Source organism: Geofilum sp. OHC36d9, assembly GCF_052400685.1.
Lineage (GTDB): Bacteria > Bacteroidota > Bacteroidia > Bacteroidales > Marinilabiliaceae > CAZHHH01.
This window is the reverse complement of record NZ_JBQTGJ010000003.1, coordinates 14,987-41,163: the sequence shown is the minus strand read 5'-3', so window position 1 is coordinate 41,163 and position 26,177 is coordinate 14,987. Positions and strand designations below refer to the sequence as shown.

The following is a 26,177-nucleotide window of genomic DNA, read 5'->3' as shown; positions in this document are numbered from 1 at the left end:
AGCCAGACCATACTTAAAGTTTTATACATCGGAAATACCTGTAGACCGAAATTTTAATTTATTTTTGTGGCACACCAAAAGGCGAGAATATTTTGACACCCTTAATAAACATCCATTCAAATAAAATAATGCGAGCGGGCATACTATCTGTATTAGCAACATGGATGGCTGTTGCTGGGCCTATAAATGGTCAAACCAACGAACTAATCCAAACTGAAAACGTCACATTTTCAGATTCACTGGCAACACCATCTGACTCATTATCGCAACCCCGTGATTCAACCACCGCAGCCAATAAAAATACCAGTTCCCCTTTTATTGATGCAGAAGTTAAATACAGCGCTAAAGATTCCACTCTCTTTGATCGTGGAAAAGTATTTTTATATGGGGATGCCTCTGTTAGTTATCGCGATATTTTACTGACGGCTTATTACATTGAACTTGATCTGGACAGCAATTTGGCCTATGCGGCCGGAACACGTGACTCACTTGGAGTTGAGCAAGGCCTTCCTGTTTTTAAAGATAAAGGCGGTGAATACACCATGCGCCGTTTAAAATATAATTTCGAAACAGAAAAAGCCATTATTGAACACGTTGTAACCGAGCAAGGTGAAGGATATATCATAGGTGAAAAAGCCAAAAAAAATGCTGACAACACTTATTTCCTGAAGGATGGGCGCTACACCACATGCGATAATCATGACCATCCCCACTTTTATATTAATATGACAAAAGCCAAAGTGATTCCGGGCGACAAAGTGATTACTGGTCCGGCGTATCTGGTGGTGGAAGATGTGAAAATATTCCCATTATTTGTCCCCTTTGCTTTTGTTCCAATGACCAGCTCATATCACTCGGGATTTTTAATGCCCTCGTATGGAGAAGAGAGCACCCGAGGCTTTTTCCTAAAAGATGGTGGATACTATTTTGCTTTCAACGATTATTTTGACATGGCCCTGACCGGCGATATTTATGGCAATGGTTCCTGGGGTATGCGTGCCTCCTCTAATTATAAGAAAAGATATAAATTTGCCGGGAGTTTCAAATTTCAACATATTACAAACCTTACAAGCGAAAAGGACCTGCCCGATTTTGCGAAGCAACAGGATATGAGCCTGAACTGGACGCACAGACAAGATCCCAAAGCCAATCCGAACCAAACATTTTCGGCCAGCGTTAACTACTCAACCAGTTCATTCGACCGTAACAATGTGGGAAGTATAATTAACCCTGAGGTTTTGGCAACCAACCAAAAACAATCCAGCGTCTCCTATTCGCGGAGCTTTCCAAATTCGCCATTCAACTTTTCAAGTACTTTAAGACATTCACAAAACAGCAAAGACAGCACCATAAGCCTCACGCTGCCAGATGTTACATTAACCATGAACCGAATATATCCATTCAAACAAAAAAACAGACTGGGAAAAGAAAAATGGTACGAGACCATCGGTTTTAGTTATACCGGAAACATGAGCAACTCAATTAGCAACGCCAAGGAAAGCGAATTAAGTCTTACACCCAAAAGTTTGAACGATGACTGGAAAAACGGCGTAAAGCATTCAATTCCGGTTTCGATGAATCTCAAATTGCTAAAATATTTCTCATTAACACCCAACGTAAGCTACACCGAACGCTGGTATTTTAAAAGTATCTCGAAACAATGGGATGAAGACGAGAATAAAATCGTATCGAAAGATACCACATCTGGATTTAACAGGGTGTACGACTACAGCTTTGGGGTGGGAACATCCACTAAAATATACACCTTCTTCACGCCAAGCAGAGCTATTTTCGGAGATAAAATAAACACCATCAGGCATGTCATGACGCCTTCAGTAAGCTTTAGCTATCGGCCTGATTTCTCGGATCCCAAATACGGCTTTTACGATTGGTTTGAATATTATAATTCCACACAAGACCGTGTAGTAAAACATGAATATTCATATTACGACGGCTCACTATACGGTACAGCAGGCAAAGGGAAGTCCGGATCAATGAGCATTGGACTGGGGAACATGCTCGAGATGAAAGTTAAAAGTGATCGTGACAGTACAGGCTTCAAAAAAGTAAGCATTCTGGAATCATTAAACTTCAGCACGTCATATAACTTCCTAGCCGACTCACTAAATTTATCAAACATTTCAATGAGTGGCAGGACTAAAATTTTTGGAACTAGCATCAGTTTTGGGGCCACATTCGATCCATATGCCCTCGATACAATCCCCACAAACACAAGCACCGTCTCGGTTTACCGATCAAGACACTACGAAGCATCTAAAAACAGTCGTTTGGTCAGACTGCAAAATGCCAATCTGAGCTTTGGTTTAAACTTTGATTCCAAAACTTTTAAAAAAGATAAAAAAGAAACAGAAGAGGCAGCTGCGCCGCCAGACGATCCTAATTACGATCCAATGTTTCAGGATCAAATGCAAAACGAACATACACAAGGAAGTCCCATGCCAGACAATGTGAAGGCAGCCTCGATGGATGACGATGGTTACACTAAATTTGAGATGCCGTGGAATGTCTCAATCAACTACAGCATGCGTTTGGTACAAAGTGATTTTAACAAACAAAAAATGGCCTATGACCATGATGTCACAGCAGATATAAACCTGTCGGGCCGCATTTCACTCACACCCAAATGGGATATTAGCATGTCAAGTGGTTACGATATTATACAGAAAGAAATTGCCCACACCAACTTACGGATAAATAGAAATCTGCACTGTTGGAGCATGAGCTTTAATCTGGTTCCTATCGGTAATTACAAATCATTTTTCTTTTCTATCGCCGTCAATAGCAGTCTGCTGAGAGACCTGAAATACGAAAAAAGAAGCAGTGCAAGAGACAATCCGGGATGGAATTAAAGAGACATCAGATTGTAAAATACATCAATAATAAATTTTGTATGAAACGAATTATTAACACGCCAAAAGCACCGGCCGCCATAGGTCCATACAGTCAGGCCATCGAAGTAAACAACACACTTTACATTTCAGGACAAATTCCGATCAATCCGGCTACCGGAAAGCTCGTAGAGGGCGATATCACATCGCAGACTGAGCAGGTTATGAAAAATATAGGGGCCATTCTGGAAGAAGCGGGATACTCTTTTTCGGATGTCATAAAATCAACTTGTTTATTGGCGTCCATGGATGATTTTAAGGCCATGAACAGTGTATATGGAAAATATTACAACGAGAAAGAACCGACACGGGCCGCTTTTGCCGTAAAAGCATTGCCGCTGGGAGCTTTGATAGAAATAGAAACCATCGCTTCAAAATAAAAACAAATAATAGTGCGTAAAATAGAAAAGCCCGGTGGTTAGCCGGGCTTTTCTTTGTTTGAAAAACGTAGTATGTTTGAAAATCTAAATTATTCGCTAACAACTTCAAATTCGACAGTTGCTTTCACATCGCGATACAGTTTAACAGTTGCAGAGTAGGTTCCCACTTCTTTAACCTGATCTTTAATCGTGATATTTTTGCGCTCAATGGTGAAACCATCTTTTTCCAATGCTTCAGCAATCTGAATATTATTAACAGAACCAAAGATTTTACCAGTAGAACTGGTTTTAGCACCAATGGTTAACTTTTTGCCATCCAATTTACCGGCCAAAACAGTAGCTTCTTCACGCAGTTTGGACTCTTTATGAGCACGTTGCTTTTGGTTTTCGGCATGGACTTTACGAGCTGACTCGGTAGCCAAAATACCTATTCCACGAGGAATCAGATAATTTCTTCCATATCCGGGCTTAACGGCAACGATATCGTCTTTGTGACCCAAATTAGTCACATCTTCTTTCAAAATTACATCCATAATGGTCTTTTCCTCCTTAATTTATTTCATTAAATCGGTTACGTAAGGTAACAGGGCCAAATGACGAGCTCTTTTAATAGCTTGAGCCACTTTACGTTGATACTTCAAAGAGGTACCGGTTAAACGACGGGGTAAAATTTTACCTTGTTCGTTCAAGAACTTTCTCAAAAAATCCGGATCTTTGTAATCCACATATTTAATTTTGTTCTTTTTGAAACGGCAATACTTCTTCTTTTTAATCTCTACCGATGGAGGGGTAAGATATCTTATTTCGCTTTGATTTTGTGCCATAGCTTATTTCTCCTTTTCAGTTTTTGATTTTGATTTTGCATTTCTTCTTTTTTCGCTGTATTGAATAGCGTATTTTTCCAACTTAAAGGTCAGAAAACGGATTACGCGCTCGTCGCGACGATAATTCAACTCCAGTTTCTCGATGAAAGAGGGTTCAGCTTTAAACTCTAACAGGTTATAAAAACCTGTCGATTTCTTCTGAATAGGATAAGCCAGCTTACGGAGACCCCAATTTTCTTCATTGACAATCTCGCCTCCGCTTTCCAGGACCATGTTCCTGATTTTTTCGACCGCTTCCTTCATCTGAACATCAGACAAAACGGGAGTTAAAATGAAAACGGTTTCATAATGGTTTAACATAGAAACAAATTTTAATGATATAAATGTTATTTGCGGCGCAAAAGTAAGAATTATTTTTGATTAAACAATAACTTATACGACCTCTTTAAAAGACGACACGATCTGCATCAGATCAATGAGTCCGCATCAAAATCACATTATTAAACAGAGCCATTCCAAGTGCCATTGCCCGCTTAGTGCCGGCTCTTAAAATCAAGAGCTTAAGCCAGAAAATCCAAGACTGCGTATGCCAGAAAGAATAATTTACTGGAGTGACCATCTTTAAGACAGACACAAAACAGAAGTTAGCCTTATCATTCAAAAACTAATTATTACGTTTTTCTCTAATCTCCACACGACGAATTTTGCCACTGATGGTTTTAGGCAACTCCGTTACAAAATCAATAATTCTGGGATATTTGTATGGAGCTGTTACCGTCTTCACGTGTTCCTGAATTTCTTTCACCAGCGCGTCATTACCAGGGCAATATTCTTCGGCAAGAATAACTGTGGCCTTAACAATTTGCCCCCGAATATCGTCGGGAGCTCCGGTAATAGCACATTCAACAACAGCCGGATGAGTCATCAACGCATTTTCCACTTCAAAAGGACTAATCCTGTATCCTGAACTTTTAATCACGTCGTCAACACGTCCAACAAACCAATAATAGCCATCTTCGTCGCGCCACGCCAAATCGCCTGTATGATAGTTTCCGTCATAGTGGCAAGCTGCATTTTTCTCATCATCCATATAGTAGCCCAAAAATAACCCAACGGGCACCTTATCGGCTGTATGAATGGTTATTTCGCCCACTTCACCATCTTCGCAAGGCTGACAATCTTTATTTAACAAACGAATATCAAATATAGGCGAAGGAATACCCATAGACCCCGGTTTTGGTTCCATCCATGGGAAAGTCGCTATTTGCAAAGTCGTCTCTGTTTGTCCAAACCCTTCCCGAAGCTTTAAGCCAGTCTGTTTATAAAAGGTATCGTAAATAACCGGATTTAATGGCTCGCCAGCCACCGAGGCCCATTTAAGTGCCGAAAGATCGTATTTAGAGAAATCTTCACGAATCAAAAAGCGGTAAATGGTAGGTGGTGCACAGAAACTTGTGATTTTAAAGGCACTAATTTTTTCAAGCAAATTGGCTGGAATGAATTTATCAAAATCATAAACAAATATAGCCGTTCCGCACAACCACTGCCCGTATAATTTTCCCCAGACCGACTTGGCCCAACCAGTTTCCGAAACTGTAAGATGAAGACCATTATCCTGAACATTCTGCCAGAATCTGGCGGTAACAATATGACTAAGAGGATAAGTAAAATTATGAGCCACCATCTTGGGGTTAGCCGTCGTTCCGGAAGTAAAATAGAGCAACGAAATATCTGAATTCTCAGGAGCACCATCACCCTGTGGCCGGACAAATGGCGCAGCTTCCTCAATTCCCTTATGAAAAGACAGCCAGCCTTCGGGCACAGTATCTTCAACCGTTACCAGCTTCTCAACAGTTGGAGAATCAGCCATCGACTCATTGATACTATCAACCAAATCAGGCTCTGAAACCGCTAGTATCATCTTAATCCCGGCCGCATTATTTCTATAACTTAAATCTTTGTGTTTTAACAGATGCGTAGCAGGGACCCCAATGGCCCCAATTTTATGTAAAGCAAGTATGGAAAACCAAAACTCATATCGTCTTTTAAGAATCAGCATCACCTTATCACCCCGACGGATGCCCAACGATTGAAAATAAGACGCAGTTTTATCACTGGCTTCTTTAAAATCAGCAAACGTAAAATTATGCGTTTCTCCTTCATCATTAACCCAGCACATAGCCCTTTTTGAAGGGGAAATACGGGCATATTCATCAACTACATCGTACGCAAAATTAAACCGCTCGGGAACAATTATTTCAAAATTTTCCTGAAAATCAGTTAGCGATGAAAACTCCGATTGTTTTAAATACTTTTTAAACATGCAAAAAAAAATTTTAAAGAATAATGGCCAAAAATGTGGCCGGTTGATTATCCATAGCGACCATGCCATGATTCAACTCGGAATTAAAATAAATAGAATCGCCCGCTTCGAGGATCATCTCTTTACTGCCGATAAAGAATTGCATTCGACCGCTTATCATATAGTTAAACTCTTGTCCTGGATGTGCATTAAAAGCCATTTCCTTGTTTTCTTTGGGCTCAACCGTAACTAAAAAGGGTTCGCACTTACGATTTTGAAAATTACCGGCTAGTGCCTGATAAATATAGGCTTTCTGTCTATCAACACTGCTGCCCTTACCTTTACGGGTCAGCGTATAAGAACGCATCAGGGGCTCTTCGCCCGATAAAAGCGCCGTAAGATCGAATTTATAACGTTGAGCCATACAAAAAAGAATACTCACGGGAATATCCACTTCTCCACTTTCAAATTTCTGATATTGCGCTTGCGTAACACCACAGGTCGCAGCAGCCTCTTCGGTCGAAATCTCCAAAACTTCACGCATTCCGATGAGACGATCGGCTATTTGTTTTATTTGTTCTTCCATAGATCTAAATATTGTTCGCTTAATTTATATCGATTGGATAAAAACAGCATTTGTTATAAACCTTAACACCAAAAATAAAATTAACACATATCATGCAACACATTGATAGAACTACCTTTGGATAACTTTTTAAGTAGTAGAATAACGACTAATTCACAAGGATAAGAGGTTCTAAAAATAAGCATTTTTGTAACCAAATGACAAAACAATTTACAAGTTCAAATAAAATATCCTATCAAAAGGCTGTTACTTTGATCAATTCACAAATAATTATTACGTATTTTTAATTAAATTTGAATTACTGATATTCAAAAAATTCCACAGCTACTTCATCAAATATTCATATAAGATCAGTATAATGTTTCAAATCAAATAAAGCTTGCGCAAAAACGTCTGCGAAAAATCACACAGCTTCATTTATCAGGCTTTAACAACATGAAAATGAATCCTTACAATTACAAATAATCATTTTGAATACGAACGTAACGAAAAAAACAAGAATATTTCACAATATCAATGGTACAAAAAGAGGAAACGTCCCCTCGGCCATACAAAAATAATGTTGTTCTCCTGAGCAACACCAGATGAAAAATATCAATTCGGACTACCGCACTATCTTATATATTTAGTTTTGAGAAATAAAACAAATCATTATGCTTGAAAAAATAATTGATTTCAGCATTAAGAATAAACTAATTGTTATTCTGTTTACCCTGACTATTGCCGCCTTTGGATTATATGCGGTATTCAAAATACCGGTTGGAGCGGTGCCTGATATTACCAACAATCAGGTTCAGGTTATAACAACTTCAGGAAATTTATCGACGCAGGAGATAGAACAATATATTACAGCTCCTGTGGAGATGGAAATGGCCAATCTTCCGGGCGTCAATGAAATCCGCTCTATCTCAAAATTTGGCATCTCATTGGTGACTATCGTTTTTGATGAAGAGATGGATACCTACCTGCCGCGCCAACTTATCGCCGAAAAAATCAAAAGTGCTACGGCCAAAATCCCGGAAGGGTTCGGAGAACCCGAAATGGGACCTATTACAACAGGATTGGGCGAGATTTACCAATACACACTCGACCTAAAAGATGGCTACGAAAACAAATACACGGCAACCGACCTGCGCACCATTCAGGATTGGGTTATCAAACGAAGGTTGTCTGGCATCAAGGGTGTCGTTGAAATTAATAGTTGGGGTGGCAACTTAAAACAATATGTCGTATCAATAAACCCGACACAGCTTTCGGCCATGCATATAACTCTTTTAGAAGTGTTCAATGCATTGGAAACGAACAATGGCATATCCGGTGGCTCATATATCGAAAAAGCTAACCAAAGTTACTTCATTCGAGGCGATGGACAGGTTAAATCGGTTGAGGACATAAAAAATATTGTTGTTAGCACTAACGATGGAATCCCCATTCTCATTAAAGATATTGCAAAAGTAGAATTTGGTCACGCCAACAGATACGGGGCAATTACTGCAAACGGAAAAGGTGAAACCATCCTCGGGCAAGTAATGATGCTAAAAGATGCAAACTCCAAAGAAGTTATCAATGAAGTTAAAAGCCGGGTTGCCGAAATTCAAAAAAATCTACCGGAGGGTATTTATATCAATCCAATCGTTGACAGAAGTGAACTGGTTGCCAAAACGACTCTCACTGTAACTGAGAATCTTATACTTGGTGCATTCATAGTGATGCTCATGATGATTTTATTGCTCGGGAACATTCGCGCAGCATTGGTAATTACCTCCATGATTCCTCTGGCACTTCTTTTTACCATTTCAATGATGTATATCTTTGGCATCGATGCCAATCTGATGAGCCTTGGAGCTCTTGACTTCGGGATTATAATAGACGGAGCCGTTATTATTGTTGAATTTATAGGGATTAAAATAACCGAACGAAAAACTGACCTAAAAGACGCCAATGGTGACACAAGGGCGGGCATTATGGATGCAATATCTTTTGAAGGGGCATCAAAAATGATGAAATCGGCCATATTTGGACAAATTATTATTCTTATTGTATTCATTCCCATCCTCTCATTAACCGGGGTGGAAGGCAAAATGTTTAAACCGATGGCCTTATCATTCTGCTTCGCTATCATTGGCGCAATGATAATGGGACTAACGTGGTTACCTGTTGCCTCCTCATTATTTCTAAAGCCAACCACATCCAACAAAAAAAATATTGCCGACTGGGTTATGAAAATGGCACAAAAATCCTACTCCCCGGTCATTCGTTGGGCCTATATACACAAAAGAATGGTTCTTGGAGCGGCCATTCTCTCATTATTCGTAACGGCTTTTCTTTTTACAAAAATAGGGGGTGAATTTGTTCCCACACTAGACGAAGGCGACTTTGTTATCCAGCCCGTTTTAAAAACAGGCACATCGCTCTCAAAAACCATTGAGACGACCACCCAAATGGAACAAATTCTCATAAAAAAATTTCCGGAAGTAGAAAAAATTGTTAGTCGGATTGGTGCCGCAGAAGTCCCTACCGACCCAATGTCGATGGAAGAAATTGATATGATTATTAAATTAACCCCACGTAAAACATGGACTAGTGCTACAAGTAAAGAAGAATTAGCCGACAAATTTAAGGATGCTCTGTCGGCAATTCCGGGTATTGATTATGAATTTACCCAACCAATAGAAATGCGCTTTAATGAGCTAATCACCGGCGTACGTTCCGACATCGCCATTAAAATATTTGGTGATGATTTAGCTTACATCGATCAAAAAGCACTCGAAATAAAACAAGTAATAGAAGGAATACCCGGTGCAAGCGACATCATTCTGGAGAAAACAGCTGGTTTACCCCAAATCAAAATTAATTACAACCGCAGTAAAATAGCCTACTACGGCGTCGATGTTACTCTACTGAATCGTTATCTGTCTACAGCTTTTGGAGGGGATGCCACCGGCGTTGTTTTTGAAGGGGAAAAACGATTCGATTTAGTGGTTCGTTACAATGCGCAAAACAGAACAGACATCAATGACATTAAACATTTGAAAATACCAATACCCAACGGCAGCCAAATACCGCTATCAGAACTTGCCGATATACAATACGCGCAAGGTCCTGCCAAAATATCCAGAGAAAACACGCACCGCAGAGTCGTAGTGAGTGTTAATGTACGAAACAGGGATCTTCAATCAGTGGTAAAAGACATACAATACACCATTGATAAAAACATCACCTTAAATCCCGGCACTTACATCGCCTACGGAGGTCAATTTGAGAATTTGCAAAATGCAACAAACCGACTACTGCTGGCTGTCCCTGTAGCCCTATTGCTCATATTTATTTTTCTGCATTTTGCCTTCAAATCGCTAAAAGACGCGATCATGATCTTTTCAGCTATTCCACTGGCTACTGTTGGAGGTGTTCTTTTGCTATGGCTACGAGGCATGCCTTTTAGTGTATCGGCAGGCGTCGGATTCATAGCCCTTTTTGGTATCGCGGTACTCAATGGAATTGTTTTAATAGAACACCTGAAGGAACTTAAGCACAATGGAACAATGAGTATGCGTGAAATCATCATTCGGGGAACAAAAGACAGGCTGCGCCCTGTTATGCTTACAGCCGGAGCCGCTGCAATGGGATTCTTACCGATGGCAATATCAACCGGCGCCGGAGCGGAGGTACAACGCCCATTGGCAACAGTAGTCATTGGCGGGCTATTCACATCCACCATGCTGACGATGATTGCTCTTCCTTTGATGTTTGAAATTTTCTACAACGTGATAGGTATAAAACTATTTCCCTTAAAATTTATAAGAGCCAAACAGGGATTGGTTCTCTTACTTCTGCTTCCGGCCTTTAGTTTATTCTCGCAAAATAGTGAAATAAAAATGGATAAAGCGATAACTATTGCGCTGCAAAACAACAAAGAGCTTAAAGCCTATTCGCTTAAAGTGGATGAACGAAACACATTAATAGCCTCGGCCCTGGCACTGGATAAAACAACTTTTACATTTGGTACCGACCAAAATAATATAGCGGAAAACAACCATCCTTTAAAAGTTTGGGGCGTAGAACAGAATTTTAGCTTTCCAACGCTGTATCGTGCAGAATCGAAGGCAAAAAAAATTGAACGCAACATAGCCGAGGCCGAACTGAAAATTCAAATTGAAAACATCATCAAACAAGTTTCTTTAAATTACATTGAATTACAAATACTTAACAAAAAACGTGATATTTATGATAACATTGATAGCCTGTACCGCAATATTCTAAGAGAAGCCATAATAAAATACAGCAGTGGTGATATTAGCAATCTCGATTTGCTAACCATTAAAGCCAAGCAAAAACAAACAAATAACCTGCTCAACGAAATAAAACATGACATTGATAATACCTATTCACAACTTAAAAATATAATGGGGTATGATAGTTCATTTGTCGTTTCGCAGGAAATAACCCAAATAAACTATACAAACCGAACCATTGACGCAACCCCCTCTTTTTCATGGTTAAAAAGCAAAGAGGAATTGGACAATGCCAATATTGGCATCGAAAAAAATAAGCTCCTACCCGACATCTCGTTCAACTATTTTATTGGAACAAATTTTTTTGAAGATGCAAAATACTACCACGGATTTGAGGCAGGGCTCTCCATTCCAATATTCTTCAACGCCCAAAAATCCATCATCAAAGCATCAAAAATAGCCTTAAATGCTACCAGACAATTTTCAGAATATGACATTGACCTCCTTAAAATTAAACAGAAAGGACTTCTGGACTCACACATAAGACTAAAGGCACTCTTAAACGACTATGCCGATAATAGCAGCAAACTTTACGATGAAATTATCAGAACGGCGCAATTAAGCTTTGACAATGGTGATATTGATTTTTTTAAATTCGCATCAAGCACCGAAACAGCTCTACAAATAAAGCTGAACTACCTCAACAACCTTATGAATTACACCAACGTGACACTTGAACTTAATTATCTCTCAAAATAAAACGATATGAAAACTCTAAAACAGATCTTATATAACGTCAGCAAAAAAACGCCATTTTTTTCGTTACGCTCACTTTCAAAATGGCCATTTTCATCAGGGAAAAGCAATTTTGAGGAAAAGCACAACACCGATGTTCGACTTTTCAAGCAAGCTTTATATATAATAACAATTCCACTCATCGTACTATCGTGTGCAAGCGAACCTGCAACAGTTGAACAAGAATCAAACCTGATTGAAATAACTGAACAGCAGTTTACCACAGAGGCAATGCAAGTGGGCAAAATAGAACGTCAAATTTTTGAAAAAACAATAAAATGCAATGGCAGCATCGTTCCATTACCTAACGGGAAAGCAAAAATTAGCACACCACTACCCGGTGTTGTTAAGGATGTTTACTGTCATAACGGTCAATTTGTAGAAAAAAATCAAACGTTGCTAATGGTATCAGGAAACCAAATAATTGATATCCAAAAAGATTATGCCGAAGCCTCGGCAAATTACAACCGTTTGAAAAACGAATATGATAGGGTCAGTTTACTTTACAATGAAAGAGTGATACCTGAGAAAGAATATATTATTACCAAAGGAGATTACGAAATTTCCAGAGCAAATTATATCGCATTAAAATTGAAAATTGAAGCCCTGAATTTGTCAATTGCAAAAATCGAAAATGGTAATTTTTATGCTTCATATCCAATAAAATCACCCATTAGCGGCTATATTTCCAACCTGAAAGCCAACATCGGCAGTTACATAGATCAACAATCGGCACTCATTGACATAACAGATCCATCGATGTTTCAGGTAGAACTATCGGTGTTTTCGGCAGATATCGCAAAACTAAAAAAAGGACAAACCGTTCGCTTTAAACCTGTCAATTCAGAAAACCCACATCTGGCTGTAATTACTTCACTGGGCGTTGCCATCAGCGATGAATCAAAATCCATATATTGTTATGCCGCGTTATCAGATAAAATTACGAAACCCATTGCCAATGAATTTATTGAATCAGAAATAATACTCAGCACAGACACCGTAAATGCGCTACCTGCAGAAGCCATTATAAATTCAGATTCAAAATATTTCATTTTGGCCCTTAATAAAAAAGAAGACGCAAAATACTATTTTGATAAAATTGAAGTCAACATCGGACAGCAATACAATGGCTACACGGAAATAATAAATCCAAAAATTGATGGGTTAGTCGCATTAAAGGGGGTGTATAACATTCAACTTTAAAAGGTAGAATCTGTCTATAAACATTAGTGTCCAAAATATCAAGTTCAAATACAAGGCTTGTGAAGCCTTAAAAATAAAGGCGTTTACTTTTCGTAAAAGACTATTTTTATGACAAACATAACGAAGTCGTTGACTTTATAGACAAACACTAAGAAAAATGCTGAATGATTAACGAAACCTCAGACGCTTCAATAAAAATAAAAGGTACTTAATTTGGAATAATCATTCCAAATTAAGTACCTTTGCCACATGACCAAGAAGAAAGCCATACTATTGAGCGCGTTAAACCTTCTAACAGAGAAAGGCATTCACAATACCCCTATGTCGGCAATAGCTAAAGAGGCAGGCACAGGAATGGGAACCATATATAATTACTTCTGCAGCAAAGACATACTCATCAATGAAATTTATGTAGATATCAAGGAAAAAGAAAAAAGTCTATTCCAAAACTTTGATAATGATCAGCCCCTAAAAACGCAATTTGATAATTATCTGGCTTCAACTATCGATTTTTTCATCAACAACAAAGTCTATTTTGTGTTTATGGAGCAACTTCATGCATCACCCATAATTACAGATGAAAGCAGAAACAAAGGACTAGAAGCAGTTGGTCCGGTCATTCAACTCTTAGAAAGAGGAAAACAAGAACGAATTGTAAAAAGTATTGATACCGATGAGTTACTGCAATTTATAGGAGGTGCAATATTGGCCTACTTAAGATGGTATTTCAACCAAAATAAACCAGTTAGCAAATCCATCCAAAATCAGTTAACAATGGTTTGGGATGCCATTAAAGCGTAAAAAATTTTCAACAACAATTGGAATGAATGTTCAATCCAATATAACAATTATACGATGAATAAAAATGTATTGATTACCGGCACGTCAAGTGGCGTCGGATTGGAAAGTGCCGTACTGTTTGCACAAAATGGATACAAGGTATACGCTACCATGCGAGATATTAATAAAGCCCAGGCACTTAAAGAAAAAATAAAAAAAGATAATCTGAATATTATCTTGCTCCCGCTTGATGTGACGGATAAGCAAAGCATACAAACGGCAATAGAAACCATTATTGAAAAAGATGGAAAAATAGATGTATTATTGAACAATGCAGGAGCCGGCTTTGCCAAAACGACCGAACAATCGAGCGAAGAAGAAATAAGATGGGTTACGGAGGTTAATTACCATGGCGTTGTATTTTGCACCCAGGCCGTATTGCCTTTTATGCGCAAACAAAAATCCGGGCAGATCATTTCAGTCACTTCGGTTGGAGGGTTAGTTGGACAACCGTTTAATGAATTATATTGCGGGGCCAAATTTGCCGTTGAAGGGTATATGGAAGCGCTTGCAACCTATGTGAGCGATGCGTTCAACATTAAAATTAGTTGTGTAGAACCTGGTGGCATTAGCACTGAGTTTATGAAGTCAGCCATAGGAAAAACGGCCGTAGACGGACAATTCGCAACGGGCGAATACTTACCTATTTTTGAAAAATACATGGCCGGAAATCAAAAACGAGCCAACGAAAGCGGCGAATCAGTATATCAAACCGGACTTGAAGTGGCGGAAGTCATATTAAAAGTGGCACAGAATGAAAACCCGCCTATTCGCATTCGTACTTCGAAATGGGCTGAGGACTTTTGTCGTTTAAAAACACAAGCCGACCCCGACGGGACAAAACTGGTCAGTGAAATTAAAAAGAGCTTTTTATAATAAACACCTAATTTTCATTGGCATTTACGCTTTTCTGCAATGATATTCGTCTCACAATTCTCAAAATGTGAAGTTCCTTTCGTTAATGATCATTTTAAGGGCAAGCCCGACAAAAAAAATGGAGTCGTATTGCAGACTCCATTTTTTTCGTTGCGATTATTTAATGCTTGCTAGAAAAACCCAACTTCCACGCTATGCTTATCCTCAAAATAACCATTTACCAGAGTAAACTCCCATTTTTCGAACTTCGCAAGCCTTGTATTTGAACGTTATATTTCAAACACTTAATTTTAGAGAGACACTATTTATAATCACTAAAATATTTCATAAACTGCACCCTTTCAAACATCTCTGGATTTGCAGGTATCAGCTGTTTTCCTAAAGCGTGAACATCAGCCACCGTAGCCAACCCTTTGTCGTCCATCCACTTTTCTAAAGAACGAACAAAATCGATGATATAACCGGGTCCATTTTTATAGATAGCTGTTACCACCTGAACAACAGAAGCACCCGCCAAAAGCATTTTAATAAATGTTTCGGGGCGATGAACGCCGGTAGACGCAGCAATATCCGCTGTTACCACATCCGAAAGCACCGATACCCAACGTAAAGGCCACACATAATCGCCAGGATTGGAATACACCTGTCCGGAAGTCAAACGCATGTTGTCAAGGTCAAAATCAGGATTGTAAAACCGGTTAAACAGTACTAACCCGTTAACGCCTGATTTGTCGAGACGTGTCGCCACATTGGCCAGGTCGGTAAAAAAAGGAGACATCTTAACCGATACCGGAATGGAGACATGCTGACGCACCTTATCCACAATTTTCAGATACCGATCGGTAATCGCAACGGCATCTTCGTCTGGCGACACGGGCATACGAAATAGATTAAGCTCCAGCGCATCGGCTCCGGCAGTTTGCAGACGACTGGCATAAGCAAACCACTCACCAACCGACCGGCAATTTATACTGGCAATGACAGGAATATCACTTTTGGCTTTCACATCCGAGATTAATTCGGTAGTACGCAAAAGCATATCATCCTTGAGTTTATAATCATAATAATCAAAGAACTCAAGATTATTCTCCATATCACCCAACTGTTCCTTAAAAGTATCACGAAATTCCATCTGAATTTCCTCTTCAAAAACAGACTTAAGCACTACCGCACCTACCCCGCTGCGAATCAGCTTATCAATAGATTCTGCGGTAGCGGTAAGACCAGAACTGCCCACGATTAAAGGATTTTTCAGCTCCAGACCTAAATATTTTGTTGTTAAATTTGCCATTTCTTCAACTTTTTGATTTAAGGGTTTTCGAAACAGTGTTTTGAAGAAGTCAATTGCCAAAAAAACAGGACAAACCTATTGGCAAAACTTATACGCAAAAACGACTATTTCAACACCTTCTATCTGATTATATCTAACGATTCATAAGATACTCATTCATTGATTTAGCGGCTTTACGACCATCGCCCATGGCCAAAATAACGGTCGCCCCACCCCGAACAATATCACCACCGGCAAACAAATCCGGGATTGATGTTTGCAGTGTATCAGGATTTACCTCTAAAGTTCCCCAACGGCTGACTTTTAAATCGGGTTGCGACTGAGGAATAAGTGGGTTGGGCGAAACACCGACGCTCACCACAACCGTATCGGCATCGATGATATACTCAGAACCCTCTACAGCCACAGGCGACCGTCGGCCACTTGCATCCGGTTCACCGAGCTCCATTTTTTGTAGCCGAATCTGTTTGACACGTCCTTTTTCATCTCCAATGTATTCAATGGGATTATGTAGCATCAAAAAATCAACCCCCTCCTCCTTGGCATGTTTAATTTCTTCCACACGAGCGGGCATCTCCTCCAACGAACGACGATAAATAATGACGGCCCTCTCAGCTCCCAAACGAAGGGCAGTCCGCACCGAGTCCATAGCAGTATTACCACCACCAATTACCGCCACATGTTTACCTTTCACCACAGGGGTATCCATTCCATTTTTAAAAGCCCCCATGAGATTCACACGCGTCAGATATTCATTGGAACTTAAAATACCCACTAAATTTTCACCCGGGATATTCATAAAACGGGGCAAACCGGCACCACTGCTGACAAAAAAGCCTTTAAAACCTTCAGTTCGCAGCTCATCGATAGTCGCTGTTTTCCCAACAATAAAATTGGTTTCAAATTGGACGCCCATCGTTTTTAAGCTATTAATTTCAACGTCCACCACACGATTGGGTAAACGAAACTCCGGAATACCATATTTAAGTACGCCGCCTATTTCGTGCAACGCCTCAAAAACCGTCACATCGTAGCCACGTTTAGCCATATCTCCGGCAAAAGCTAATCCGGAAGGTCCGGATCCTATAACAGCAACTTTAACACCGTTGGCAGGCCCCACTTCGGGTATGGAAACCGACCCGCTCTGCTGCTCAAAATCAGCCGCAAACCGCTCCAGATAACCAATAGCCACCGCAGGCTTATTCAGTTTTATGGTATAAAAACAATGGGCTTCGCACTGTTTCTCTTGTGGACAGACGCGACCGCAAACAGCCGGCAACGTACTCGTTTCTTTGAGCACATGAGCTGCCTCCAAAAAGTTACCCCGCTCAATATTCTTCACAAACTTGGGGATATTGATCTCCACAGGACAACCGGTGACGCAAGTGGGATTAGGACAATCAATACAACGTGAAGCTTCACGTAAAGCCTGTGCCTCCGACAAACCAGAATTAACCTCGACATAGGAATGCCGACGTTCGTCAGCAGGTGCTTCCGGCATTTTTACACGAGGCGTATCGGTACGCTCTTTATTCTTTTTTTTACTTCTCAGGTCCGCGCGCCACTGGGCACTACGTTCTTGTTTATAATATTCTTCAGAATTCATGAACAGTTACTTTTTAATAGACTGACAGGTATACGCTTCATTGGCCTTTTGCTCTTCATCACGATAGCCACCCAACCGTGATAACATCTCGTCAAAATCGACCTGATGTGCATCAAATTCAGGACCATCAACGCAAACAAACTTTGTTTTGCCGCCAACTGTGACGCGACAGGCACCGCACATACCGGTTCCATCAACCATAATGGTATTCAAACTGGCAATGGAAGGTATATTGTATTTTTTAGTGGTTAAAGACGCAAACTTCATCATAATACCCGGACCAATAATCACAGCCTGATCAATTTTTTCCCGCTGAATTATCTGCTCCATCCCTTCGGTAACGAGACCTTTGCGTCCATACGACCCATCATCAGTCATGACAATAACCTCATCAGAATACTTTCGTATCTGATCTTCCAGAATGATTAAATCTTTGGTACGTGCCGCCAATACCGAAATGACCCGATTGCCAGCAGCCTTTAGTGCCTCAACAATAGGAAGCAATGGTGCAACACCAACACCTCCACCACAAGCCAGTACCGTGCCATATTTTTGAATATGCGTGGCTTGACCAAGTGGCCCCACCAGGTCGAGCACCGTATCTCCCGGCTCAAGTGCCGCCAGTTTACGCGATGAAACCCCAACGGTCTGAACCACTAACGTTATCGTTCCTTTTGACACATCTGCTCCTGAAATAGTCAACGGAAAACGCTCTCCATGCTCATCCACCCGAACCATCACAAAATGGCCTGCTTTTCGTGCTTTTGCAATACGGGGCGCCTCTATTTCAAGACGAACCACATTTTCCGAAAAATAATGTTTACTAATAACTTTATTCATTACCTAATGCGTTAATTTACCTGGTAAAACAATCAATTTTTCTTCCGCAATAAATAAAAAACTGATAAACTAATTTTTCATTTTTCATCATATAAAAAGAAAAAACCAATGATATTTTTCATAAAATATGACAAAATTAGTGATTATTAATATGCCAAAAAGGTCCAAACTTGAGTCTTCTTCTTATTTACAACTATTCTAAATTACTAAGGCCGATATTGTGTCGGGACTTCGGTGATGTTAAGCAAAATGAATATATTTTTCTATTTTTGCCACAAAGCAATAAAAACATGTCAAAAAAAAAATCAACTGGCGGAATAATTTACAGCACCAATCCAAACTTCCAGCCAGATATTACAAATGACGAAGCCGGTGCACTTCCTCCAGAAAAACAAGACCTAAAAGTCTGGCTTGATAAAAAACAGCGCAAAGGTAAAATTGTGACACTCATCACCGGTTTTGAAGGACCTTCGAATGATTTAAAAGCGCTGGAAAAGCAGCTTAAAAACCATTGTGGCAGTGGCGGCAGCTCCAAAGACGGCGAAATATTAATACAGGGCGATCACAGAGAAAAAATTTTAACTTTTTTGATCTCCAAAGGCTTCAAAGCAAAAAAAGCAGGTGGATGACAGCGTCGCATCAACTAAAAAACGATTAACCCGTTAGTTAAATAAAACGACAAAAATGCCTAATAATTGGGATTGCGGGTTGTAGTTTTTTTGTACAATTTTGCAACATCCAAAAGAAAAGAATGAACAAGAAGCATAATATTTTTATACGTCTTCATCTGATTAAGCCAACCGGATTCATGCTGTTGGCCATTCACTTGTTCATTGCATTGTCATATACGTTATTTCTACACTCCCACACGCTTGATAACGGGGAAGTCATCACCCACTCCCACCCCTACGCACATCCCTTTGCGCCTCTTGGCGAAAAAGAAAAAGGAGGTCACCATCACAACCATTCTGCTTACCAGATTCTGCCGAACCTGCATCATTTTATGCTTCAGGAAATACCGGCAGGCCTGTTCATTGTTACGGTAAGAACATATATTTTTCTTCTACCACAACCACCTTACCACAATGTACAACCAACAACCAATCTACTGCGGGGTCCTCCCGCCTTTATTGCGTAATAAATTATTTCTTTTTAAACCATCCATTTTCCGTGTAAAAACACAAAAATGGGTATTTCTGTGATTTAACGAGTTGACAGCAATCAGCGTTAGACCTTACAATATGATATTGCCATAGACAAAACATTCCGATGGCGGATATTAGCATATTGATTGAGTTAGCCGTGTCTTGCTCTGCATTGACTCATCGTAAAAATAAAACAAAATAAAATGAAGTTCAGAATACTATTATTCCTGACCCTGGCATTGGTATATATTAAAACATACGCCGGTACTGAAAAGCCTCCCGTCAACATTATAAAAGGAAAAGTGACTACCAACGGTTCACCTTTACCTTATGCTACCATTCAAATAAAATCCACCACTATCGGAACGTCCTCCGATGTCAATGGGACATTTTCCCTTGAAGTTCCTGATGGCGATCACAAATTAAGAGTACAAGCAATGGGCTACAAGCCGATTGAAATCTCGCTTAACACTGAGAACCAAAATCAGAAAACACTAAATATCCCAATGGAGGAGGACGCTTTACTACTTGAGCAAGTGGTGGTAACCGCCGACCGTAACGCCAGAAAACGCACCGAGTCGTCGGTTGTCGTTAACACACTCGACGCCGACCTGCTGGCACAACTTCAGAGCACCTCTCTTAGCGAAGGCCTCTCTTTTTGTCCCGGATTAAGAGTTGAAAACACATGCGGAAACTGTGGCTCCAATCAATTGCGCATGAATGGACTTGATGGCCCCTACTCCCAGATACTCATCAACGGCCGACCCATCTTCAGTGGACTGGCATCGGTTTATGGTTTGGAATTGATGCCGGCCAACATGATTGAACGTATTGAAGTGGTACGTGGCGGCGGCTCAGCATTATACGGCAGCAATGCCATTGCCGGTACCGTAAATGTAATTATGCGAGAACCCCTGATCAACCAATACGAAGTTCAGCTGCAATCGTCGTTAATTGGTATTGGCGGCCAGCCGGAACCCGATAACACCATCCGGTTCAATACCACCATCACATCCGACGATCGTAAACAAGGACTGGCATTGTATGGCTTTTATCGAAACCGTTCGCCCTACGATGACAATAATGATGGTTTTTCGGAACTGGCTAAAATACGCAACACCACAATGGGTTTACACTACTCACTAAAAACGGGCTATAAAAGCAAAATTACGGCAGACTATTTTCACATCAATGAAATGAGGCGTGGTGGCAATGCTTTCGATAAACCATTACACGAAACACTCATTGCAGAAGCAACCGACCATCAAATCAACTCGGGAAATCTGACCTATCACCTGTTTACAAAACCCGATCACGAACTAACCCTCTTCATGGCAGCTCAAAGCGTTGACCGTGATTCGTATTATGGCGCTTCACGTGCTTTAGACGCTTATGGCACCACCAACGATCTCTCAATTTCAGCAGGGAGCCAGTATAAAATGACGACCGGCAGCAACACGCTAATTTTTGGTGCCGAACTGAATGGCAGTCAGCTTGAAGACGAAAAGTTAGGCTATAGAACAAATGAATATGATGCCGTACAAGACAAAATTACAGAGATCTACCACGACAACCGCCAGGTTGCCGATCAAAAAAACACCGTGGGTGGGGTCTTCTCTCAATGGGAACGTCGGATGGGAACCTTTTCTCTGTCTGCAGGATTAAGATTGGATTATTACGACATAAAAGACCAACTATCGGCGGCTCCAGACATTTCGAACACCGTCTTAAGCCCCCGGTTGAATCTGCTATATGGTCTCAACAAACCAATTCAGGCACGAATTTCTTATTCAAAAGGCTATCGTGCACCACAAATTTTTGACGAAGACTTGCACATCGAGACCTCTGAAGCCCGACAGATAGTACACGTAAACGATCCCACTCTGAAACAGGAAACAAGCAACAGTTATATGGCATCGTTAAATTACCAACTGCAAGGTGCTTCAAATAATATTGAATTGTTAGCCGAATTCTTTTACACCGATCTGCAAAATCCATTCTACAACGACATTGGATTACCCAATGAAAATGGTGTGGTAACCTATACAAGGGTAAACGAAAAGGATGGCGCGATAGTGAAAGGAATTAACATGGAAGCTACATGGCTACCGTCGTCTGAATGGCGTCTAAACGGCAGCTACACCATTCAAAGCAGCGAATATGGAGCGCCGCAGGATTTTAATGAAACTCGATTTTTGCGCACGCCCAACCAGTATGGCTATTTCATGATAGAATGGAATCCTCTTTCTACATTTTCTTTAAGCAGCAATGGCACGTACACCGGCGAAATGTTAATTCCCTATTTTGGCCCGACCATTGCAAATCCGGAAATAGGCGAATTACGAACCTCCGATACCTTCTTCGACTGGTCAGTAACAACCGATTACACACTGGAGACTAAAGCCGGTCATTTTCAATTTATCATCGGGATGAAAAACATTCTAAACAGCTATCAGGACGACATCGACATTGGCAGCAAACGGGATCCCGGCTACATATATGGCCCGATGACGCCACGCACATTGTTCTTTGGAATAAAAATCAGCAATATATAGCTTTCAAAATGGTCATTTACAGCAATAAATTCACTTTTTGAATGCTACGTAAGCCTGGGAGTTTGAACTTTAAAGTTCAAACTCCTTACTTTATGAACAAATACTGAATATCGCCGGCATCAGTTAATCCGTAATTACAACTTCAGGTGTTATTCCACTCGGAATAACCACTACGCATTAATACCCAATTTAACTCAATCGGGTATTCAATTACTAATTAATAGCTATTTTTACAGTTATGAGCATTTAGCTATCTTATAAAAAAAGAGAGCTAGGGTAATAAAAAATATAAACAATCAGCCGAAAAGTACTTAATGGATTTTTCAATAGTTAATCACATATTACTCCCGTATATCATTGCCATGTTTTTGGCTATTAATATGGGTGGAAGCGGAACAGCACCATCATTTTCAGTAGCCTACGGCGCAGGTCTGATTCGTCAGAATCTCATCCCCGGACTTTTTGGTATTATGGTATTCCTGGGCGCGGTGATAGCCGGTAAAAACACCTCAATCACCATTGGCAGCAGTCTTCTTCCGGCAGAAATGATGAATTATGCGCTGGTAAGTATCATTTTGCTGGCAGTAAGTATATCGCTGCTATTTGCCAATCTCACAGGTATTCCCCAGTCAACCAGTCAGGCAACAATTCTGGCAGTCACAGCTCCGGCTCTGTATTTTAACACATTAAACACGCATGTGCTATTAATAGACATTATCCCCACCTGGTTCATTCTTCCATTGGTATCGTTCGTGGTTTGTCTGCTAATCGGAAAATACATCTATAATCCAATTCGTCGCCGCGGCTATTTGATGTCGCCAAAAACCTACAATCACCCAATATTAAAAATTCTTGTCATTGCAATGTCGCTATACGTTGCTTTTAGCATCGGAGCCAACAATGTGGCTAATGCGGCTGGCCCCATCGCCTCAATGACCATGAATGAGCTGGGCATCACCAACAACGAAAATAATTATAAATTGATCTTGATGCTGTCTATTTTAATTGTAGCCCCGAACTTTGGAATTGGCAGTTCTGTCTTTGGCAAAAAGATCATGGAAAATACAGGTAAAGAAATTATCCTTTTCGGTAAAATTGAAGCCATTATCATCGCGTTTGTTACGGCCAGCTTGTTGCTTGTAGCATCGCTTACCAAAGGAGTTCCCACCTCACTGGTGCAGCTTAATGTAGGCGCTATTTTAGGTATTGGCGTTGCAAAACTTGGCGCCAAAAACATCTTCAAAAAAACACAGGTCAACAGATTTTTTATTGTCTGGCTAATTGCACCGGCCATTGCCTTCTCCACATCGCTGCTACTTACCTGGATAGCTGATAACAGCGGATGGCTCACGCTTTAGAAGTTTTCAACTGATTCTTCAAGACCATACTTCTGTGTGAAAATTCGGGATTTTAAATAAAATCAAATTATATGTATTGAGCCAGATTAACACAATTAATCTGGTTTATATTAAGTTGGCACGAAAACGCTATTTGTTTATTCTCGCTATAAAAAAAATTATGTAGACAGAAGACTGCTGTTTTTAAAGCTGCGCAAGCCTTGGATTTGAACTTTTTAGCTTAATCTTCACACTTTATGTACAGGCAGTAACTTGTCATAACAAACAAACTTAGCATAGACATTAGAAGTTATATTGTTGCATCTATTAATATTTATTCACAATATTGCACAATAATTTTTTCATGATGCCGATTGAAGCCATTCTAATAGAAGAATTAAATAAAGGAAGTATCGAAGCTTTTGACGAATTGTTCAGAAGGTATGCACCACGCCTACATGCCTTTGGCCTAAAATATTTAAAATCAAACACAGATGCTGAAGAACTGGTGCAGGATGTATTTTTAAAAATATGGAAAAACAAAAACAAACTAGACAAAACCCAAAATTTTAAATCTTACCTTTTCACAATAGCTTTTAACCAAATCAAAGACTATTTTACACACAAACTTTTATATCTTGAAACAATCAACGACACCCTATTGCCTCCCGACCTATCTCCATTGGAATCGATCTCTTACCAATCAATTCTTGACAATATTTCTGTATTGATAGAACGGCTTCCTTCACGAAAAAAACAGATATTTAAACTAAGCCGTTTTGAAGGTAAAAGTTCTGCAGAAATAGCTGCCTTACTTAAAATTACACCTAAAACGGTAGACAATCAAATATCTGAAGTTATTCACCTCCTTAAATCAAAAATTAACCCATCAGATCTTTTAACCATTCTATTTTTCTACCTCTTTGTAAATTAATGACTTTCTACTAAATTTCATTACCTGAATTAAACTTAAAACCTGGTAACAGCTACGTGATCAAATATCTATTTATCAATCAATAATTGCAAATAAATGCGAGTCGCAAGCAGATTTTCAATCCATCTTTTGTAAGAAAATTTTTATAGTTAAAAAAGCTTCATTTCTAAGGCTTGCAAAGCATAAAAAATACTACCAAAGGACGCTGCTATCAATTTCCCAATTTAAAAAAAATATAAAAATTATACGGGAGATTTTTATATTCAAAGGGTATAATTATTAAACAGCAGAATTAGACCTTCCAAATAATATTCGAAGGCAAGCATAAAAAGCTGCTAAAATAGTCAAACAATCGAAAAAATATCAAGATTGATCTGACTAACAAAAAATATATTTACGCATGAAAAACAGATGAACGAGACGCAACAAAAATTAAAAAAATTAACGGATTTTACGAGAAAAAATGATTCTTCATTTGTCAAAGGAATGACCAAACTGTTGACCTCTCCACGAACAAGAGGCATCGTCAAATTAGAGATGCAAAAAGATTTGGAAGAGATGAAGGAAGATCATTTTTTTTCCGAAGAAAAGAGTAATCGTCTCTTAATTAATATTCATCAAAAAATTAATAAGGATGTTCTTTTCCGGGAAAGCAAAGCGATCTATAAAATTATTTCGTGGTATACCAAAGTGGCTGCCATTCTGTTACTTCCATTATTGACATGGGCCATTATAGCCCAACTGAAACCGCAATATAATGCAAAAACAACAGCGTCAATAAAAATTTTTGCACCAATGGGTTCCAGAATACAATCAAAACTGCCTGACGGTTCCAGAGTTTGGCTAAACAGTGGTTCTTCACTCGAATATTCCCAACCATTCTATCGCCGCAATGTGAAAATTATGGGAGAAGCTTACTTTGAAATTGCAAAGGATATGTCACACCCATTCGTTGTAACAGGACCCAATGCTGACATTATTGTTACCGGCACGGCTTTTAATGCCATAATGTGGCCTGATGATAACTTAACAGAAATAGCCCTCTCCAGAGGATCTGTAAAGATGAAACCTCATGGCAGTAAAAAAATATTTTCAATAAAACCAGGCGAACTGTTAACATATCAAAGACACGAAGCCGTCATTACAAAAAAACAAGTTAATCCGGAAAATTATTCAGCCTGGCGGGAAGGAAAACTGATTTTACGAGATCAAAACATGAGTGAAGTTGCTAAAAAACTTGCACGCTGGTTCAATGTCGATGTAGAAGTCCAAAATAGCAAATTAGATCAATATTGTTTTCATGCCACCTTTAAAGATGAAAAAATTGAAGATGTCCTGCGATTGTTAAAAATGACGTCACCAATAAATTATGAAATAATTAACAACCATCAAGAATCAGATGGTACTTTTTCGAAGAAGAAAATTATCATTAAATAGAGTCTGTCCATAAACTAAGTGTTTGAAATATAAAGTTCAAATACGAGGCTTGCGAAGTCATAAAAATCAAGGAGTTTACTTTTCG

General features: G+C 39.6%; 20 protein-coding genes. 12 read left to right on the top strand and 8 right to left on the bottom strand.

Going from position 1 to position 26,177, the window contains the following annotated elements; translation table 11 throughout:
• The first annotated feature begins 128 nt into the window (after positions 1-128).
• Positions 129-2,870 (top strand): putative LPS assembly protein LptD, encoded by a 2,742-nt coding sequence (locus tag ACT3CD_RS05100; RefSeq protein ID WP_444643555.1) that lies wholly within the window; start codon positions 129-131, stop codon positions 2,868-2,870.
• A gap of 41 nt (positions 2,871-2,911) precedes the next feature.
• Positions 2,912-3,289: a RidA family protein gene (locus ACT3CD_RS05095; RefSeq protein ID WP_444643553.1), complete on the top strand. Its 378-nt coding sequence runs from the start codon at positions 2,912-2,914 to the stop codon at positions 3,287-3,289.
• 89 nt (positions 3,290-3,378) lie between these two features.
• Here ACT3CD_RS05095 and rplI read toward each other — a convergent pair whose 3' ends face one another.
• The 5 genes from rplI to ACT3CD_RS05070 all read right to left on the bottom strand — a co-directional run bounded on the left by rplI (position 3,379) and on the right by ACT3CD_RS05070 (position 7,001).
• On the bottom strand, positions 3,379-3,822 hold the full coding sequence (gene rplI, locus ACT3CD_RS05090) for a 50S ribosomal protein L9 (RefSeq protein WP_444643552.1): 444 nt from the start codon (positions 3,820-3,822) through the stop codon (positions 3,379-3,381).
• Between the two features lie 21 nt (positions 3,823-3,843).
• Positions 3,844-4,113 (bottom strand): 30S ribosomal protein S18, encoded by a 270-nt coding sequence (rpsR, locus tag ACT3CD_RS05085; protein WP_444643551.1) that lies wholly within the window; start codon positions 4,111-4,113, stop codon positions 3,844-3,846.
• 3 nt (positions 4,114-4,116) lie between these two features.
• On the bottom strand, positions 4,117-4,473 hold the full coding sequence (gene rpsF, locus ACT3CD_RS05080) for a 30S ribosomal protein S6 (protein ID WP_444643550.1): 357 nt from the start codon (positions 4,471-4,473) through the stop codon (positions 4,117-4,119).
• Between the two features lie 304 nt (positions 4,474-4,777).
• A complete protein-coding gene (locus ACT3CD_RS05075) occupies positions 4,778-6,436 on the bottom strand; it encodes an AMP-binding protein (protein WP_444643548.1) in 1,659 nt (552 codons plus the stop codon).
• 13 nt (positions 6,437-6,449) lie between these two features.
• Positions 6,450-7,001, bottom strand: a complete 552-nt coding sequence (locus ACT3CD_RS05070) for a helix-turn-helix domain-containing protein (RefSeq protein ID WP_444643546.1) — start codon at positions 6,999-7,001, stop codon at positions 6,450-6,452.
• A gap of 653 nt (positions 7,002-7,654) precedes the next feature.
• Here ACT3CD_RS05070 and ACT3CD_RS05065 point away from each other — a divergent pair.
• The 4 genes from ACT3CD_RS05065 to ACT3CD_RS05050 all read left to right on the top strand — a co-directional run bounded on the left by ACT3CD_RS05065 (position 7,655) and on the right by ACT3CD_RS05050 (position 14,947).
• The gene (locus ACT3CD_RS05065; RefSeq protein ID WP_444643544.1) at positions 7,655-11,992 is read left to right on the top strand and encodes a CusA/CzcA family heavy metal efflux RND transporter; all 4,338 of its coding nucleotides are present in this window, start codon (positions 7,655-7,657) and stop codon (positions 11,990-11,992) included.
• Between the two features lie 6 nt (positions 11,993-11,998).
• Positions 11,999-13,231 (top strand): efflux RND transporter periplasmic adaptor subunit, encoded by a 1,233-nt coding sequence (locus ACT3CD_RS05060; RefSeq protein WP_444643542.1) that lies wholly within the window; start codon positions 11,999-12,001, stop codon positions 13,229-13,231.
• A 249-nt stretch (positions 13,232-13,480) separates the two neighbouring features.
• Positions 13,481-14,032: a TetR/AcrR family transcriptional regulator gene (locus ACT3CD_RS05055; protein ID WP_444643540.1), complete on the top strand. Its 552-nt coding sequence runs from the start codon at positions 13,481-13,483 to the stop codon at positions 14,030-14,032.
• A 54-nt stretch (positions 14,033-14,086) separates the two neighbouring features.
• Positions 14,087-14,947 carry an SDR family oxidoreductase gene (locus ACT3CD_RS05050; protein WP_444643538.1) on the top strand — a complete coding sequence of 287 codons (861 nt, stop codon included), beginning with the start codon at positions 14,087-14,089 and terminating at the stop codon, positions 14,945-14,947.
• A gap of 301 nt (positions 14,948-15,248) precedes the next feature.
• On the opposite strand, the gene ACT3CD_RS05045 is transcribed toward ACT3CD_RS05050, so the two are convergent.
• The 3 genes from ACT3CD_RS05045 to ACT3CD_RS05035 form a co-directional block, all read right to left on the bottom strand.
• Positions 15,249-16,238, bottom strand: coding sequence for a dihydroorotate dehydrogenase-like protein (locus ACT3CD_RS05045; RefSeq protein WP_444643536.1), 990 nt, complete (start codon positions 16,236-16,238; stop codon positions 15,249-15,251).
• Between the two features lie 133 nt (positions 16,239-16,371).
• The gene (gene gltA, locus ACT3CD_RS05040) at positions 16,372-17,844 is read right to left on the bottom strand and encodes an NADPH-dependent glutamate synthase (protein WP_444643534.1); all 1,473 of its coding nucleotides are present in this window, start codon (positions 17,842-17,844) and stop codon (positions 16,372-16,374) included.
• 6 nt (positions 17,845-17,850) lie between these two features.
• Positions 17,851-18,684, bottom strand: a complete 834-nt coding sequence (locus tag ACT3CD_RS05035; RefSeq protein WP_444643532.1) for a sulfide/dihydroorotate dehydrogenase-like FAD/NAD-binding protein — start codon at positions 18,682-18,684, stop codon at positions 17,851-17,853.
• A 290-nt stretch (positions 18,685-18,974) separates the two neighbouring features.
• Here ACT3CD_RS05035 and ACT3CD_RS05030 point away from each other — a divergent pair, with 290 nt between their 5' ends.
• From ACT3CD_RS05030 to ACT3CD_RS05005, 6 genes are all read left to right on the top strand, one after another.
• Positions 18,975-19,313, top strand: a complete 339-nt coding sequence (locus ACT3CD_RS05030) for a translation initiation factor (protein ID WP_444643530.1) — start codon at positions 18,975-18,977, stop codon at positions 19,311-19,313.
• A 122-nt stretch (positions 19,314-19,435) separates the two neighbouring features.
• Entirely contained in the window at positions 19,436-19,822 is a 387-nt protein-coding gene (locus tag ACT3CD_RS05025; protein WP_444643529.1) for a hypothetical protein, read from the top strand.
• A 210-nt stretch (positions 19,823-20,032) separates the two neighbouring features.
• Positions 20,033-22,384, top strand: coding sequence for a TonB-dependent receptor (locus ACT3CD_RS05020; protein ID WP_444643527.1), 2,352 nt, complete (start codon positions 20,033-20,035; stop codon positions 22,382-22,384).
• Positions 22,385-22,698: 314 nt separating this feature from the next.
• Positions 22,699-23,742, top strand: a complete 1,044-nt coding sequence (locus ACT3CD_RS05015; protein ID WP_444643526.1) for an anion permease — start codon at positions 22,699-22,701, stop codon at positions 23,740-23,742.
• 343 nt (positions 23,743-24,085) lie between these two features.
• Positions 24,086-24,655: an RNA polymerase sigma factor gene (locus tag ACT3CD_RS05010; protein WP_444643524.1), complete on the top strand. Its 570-nt coding sequence runs from the start codon at positions 24,086-24,088 to the stop codon at positions 24,653-24,655.
• A gap of 411 nt (positions 24,656-25,066) precedes the next feature.
• The gene (locus ACT3CD_RS05005; protein WP_444643522.1) at positions 25,067-26,092 is read left to right on the top strand and encodes a FecR family protein; all 1,026 of its coding nucleotides are present in this window, start codon (positions 25,067-25,069) and stop codon (positions 26,090-26,092) included.
• The last annotated feature ends 85 nt before the right edge of the window (positions 26,093-26,177 follow it).

Coding starts and splice junctions, on each gene's coding strand:
- ACT3CD_RS05015 (WP_444643526.1), top strand. CDS start 22,699: ATGGATTTTTCAATAGTTAATCACATATTACTCCCGTATATCATTGCC.
- ACT3CD_RS05060 (WP_444643542.1), top strand. CDS start 11,999: ATGAAAACTCTAAAACAGATCTTATATAACGTCAGCAAAAAAACGCCA.
- ACT3CD_RS05055 (WP_444643540.1), top strand. CDS start 13,481: ATGACCAAGAAGAAAGCCATACTATTGAGCGCGTTAAACCTTCTAACA.
- gltA (WP_444643534.1), bottom strand. CDS start 17,844: ATGAATTCTGAAGAATATTATAAACAAGAACGTAGTGCCCAGTGGCGC.
- ACT3CD_RS05065 (WP_444643544.1), top strand. CDS start 7,655: ATGCTTGAAAAAATAATTGATTTCAGCATTAAGAATAAACTAATTGTT.
- ACT3CD_RS05075 (WP_444643548.1), bottom strand. CDS start 6,436: ATGTTTAAAAAGTATTTAAAACAATCGGAGTTTTCATCGCTAACTGAT.
- ACT3CD_RS05100 (WP_444643555.1), top strand. CDS start 129: ATGCGAGCGGGCATACTATCTGTATTAGCAACATGGATGGCTGTTGCT.
- ACT3CD_RS05030 (WP_444643530.1), top strand. CDS start 18,975: ATGTCAAAAAAAAAATCAACTGGCGGAATAATTTACAGCACCAATCCA.
- rplI (WP_444643552.1), bottom strand. CDS start 3,822: ATGGATGTAATTTTGAAAGAAGATGTGACTAATTTGGGTCACAAAGAC.
- ACT3CD_RS05005 (WP_444643522.1), top strand. CDS start 25,067: ATGAACGAGACGCAACAAAAATTAAAAAAATTAACGGATTTTACGAGA.
- ACT3CD_RS05010 (WP_444643524.1), top strand. CDS start 24,086: ATGATGCCGATTGAAGCCATTCTAATAGAAGAATTAAATAAAGGAAGT.
- ACT3CD_RS05050 (WP_444643538.1), top strand. CDS start 14,087: ATGAATAAAAATGTATTGATTACCGGCACGTCAAGTGGCGTCGGATTG.
- ACT3CD_RS05045 (WP_444643536.1), bottom strand. CDS start 16,238: ATGGCAAATTTAACAACAAAATATTTAGGTCTGGAGCTGAAAAATCCT.
- ACT3CD_RS05095 (WP_444643553.1), top strand. CDS start 2,912: ATGAAACGAATTATTAACACGCCAAAAGCACCGGCCGCCATAGGTCCA.
- ACT3CD_RS05025 (WP_444643529.1), top strand. CDS start 19,436: ATGAACAAGAAGCATAATATTTTTATACGTCTTCATCTGATTAAGCCA.
- rpsR (WP_444643551.1), bottom strand. CDS start 4,113: ATGGCACAAAATCAAAGCGAAATAAGATATCTTACCCCTCCATCGGTA.
- ACT3CD_RS05020 (WP_444643527.1), top strand. CDS start 20,033: ATGAAGTTCAGAATACTATTATTCCTGACCCTGGCATTGGTATATATT.
- rpsF (WP_444643550.1), bottom strand. CDS start 4,473: ATGTTAAACCATTATGAAACCGTTTTCATTTTAACTCCCGTTTTGTCT.
- ACT3CD_RS05035 (WP_444643532.1), bottom strand. CDS start 18,684: ATGAATAAAGTTATTAGTAAACATTATTTTTCGGAAAATGTGGTTCGT.
- ACT3CD_RS05070 (WP_444643546.1), bottom strand. CDS start 7,001: ATGGAAGAACAAATAAAACAAATAGCCGATCGTCTCATCGGAATGCGT.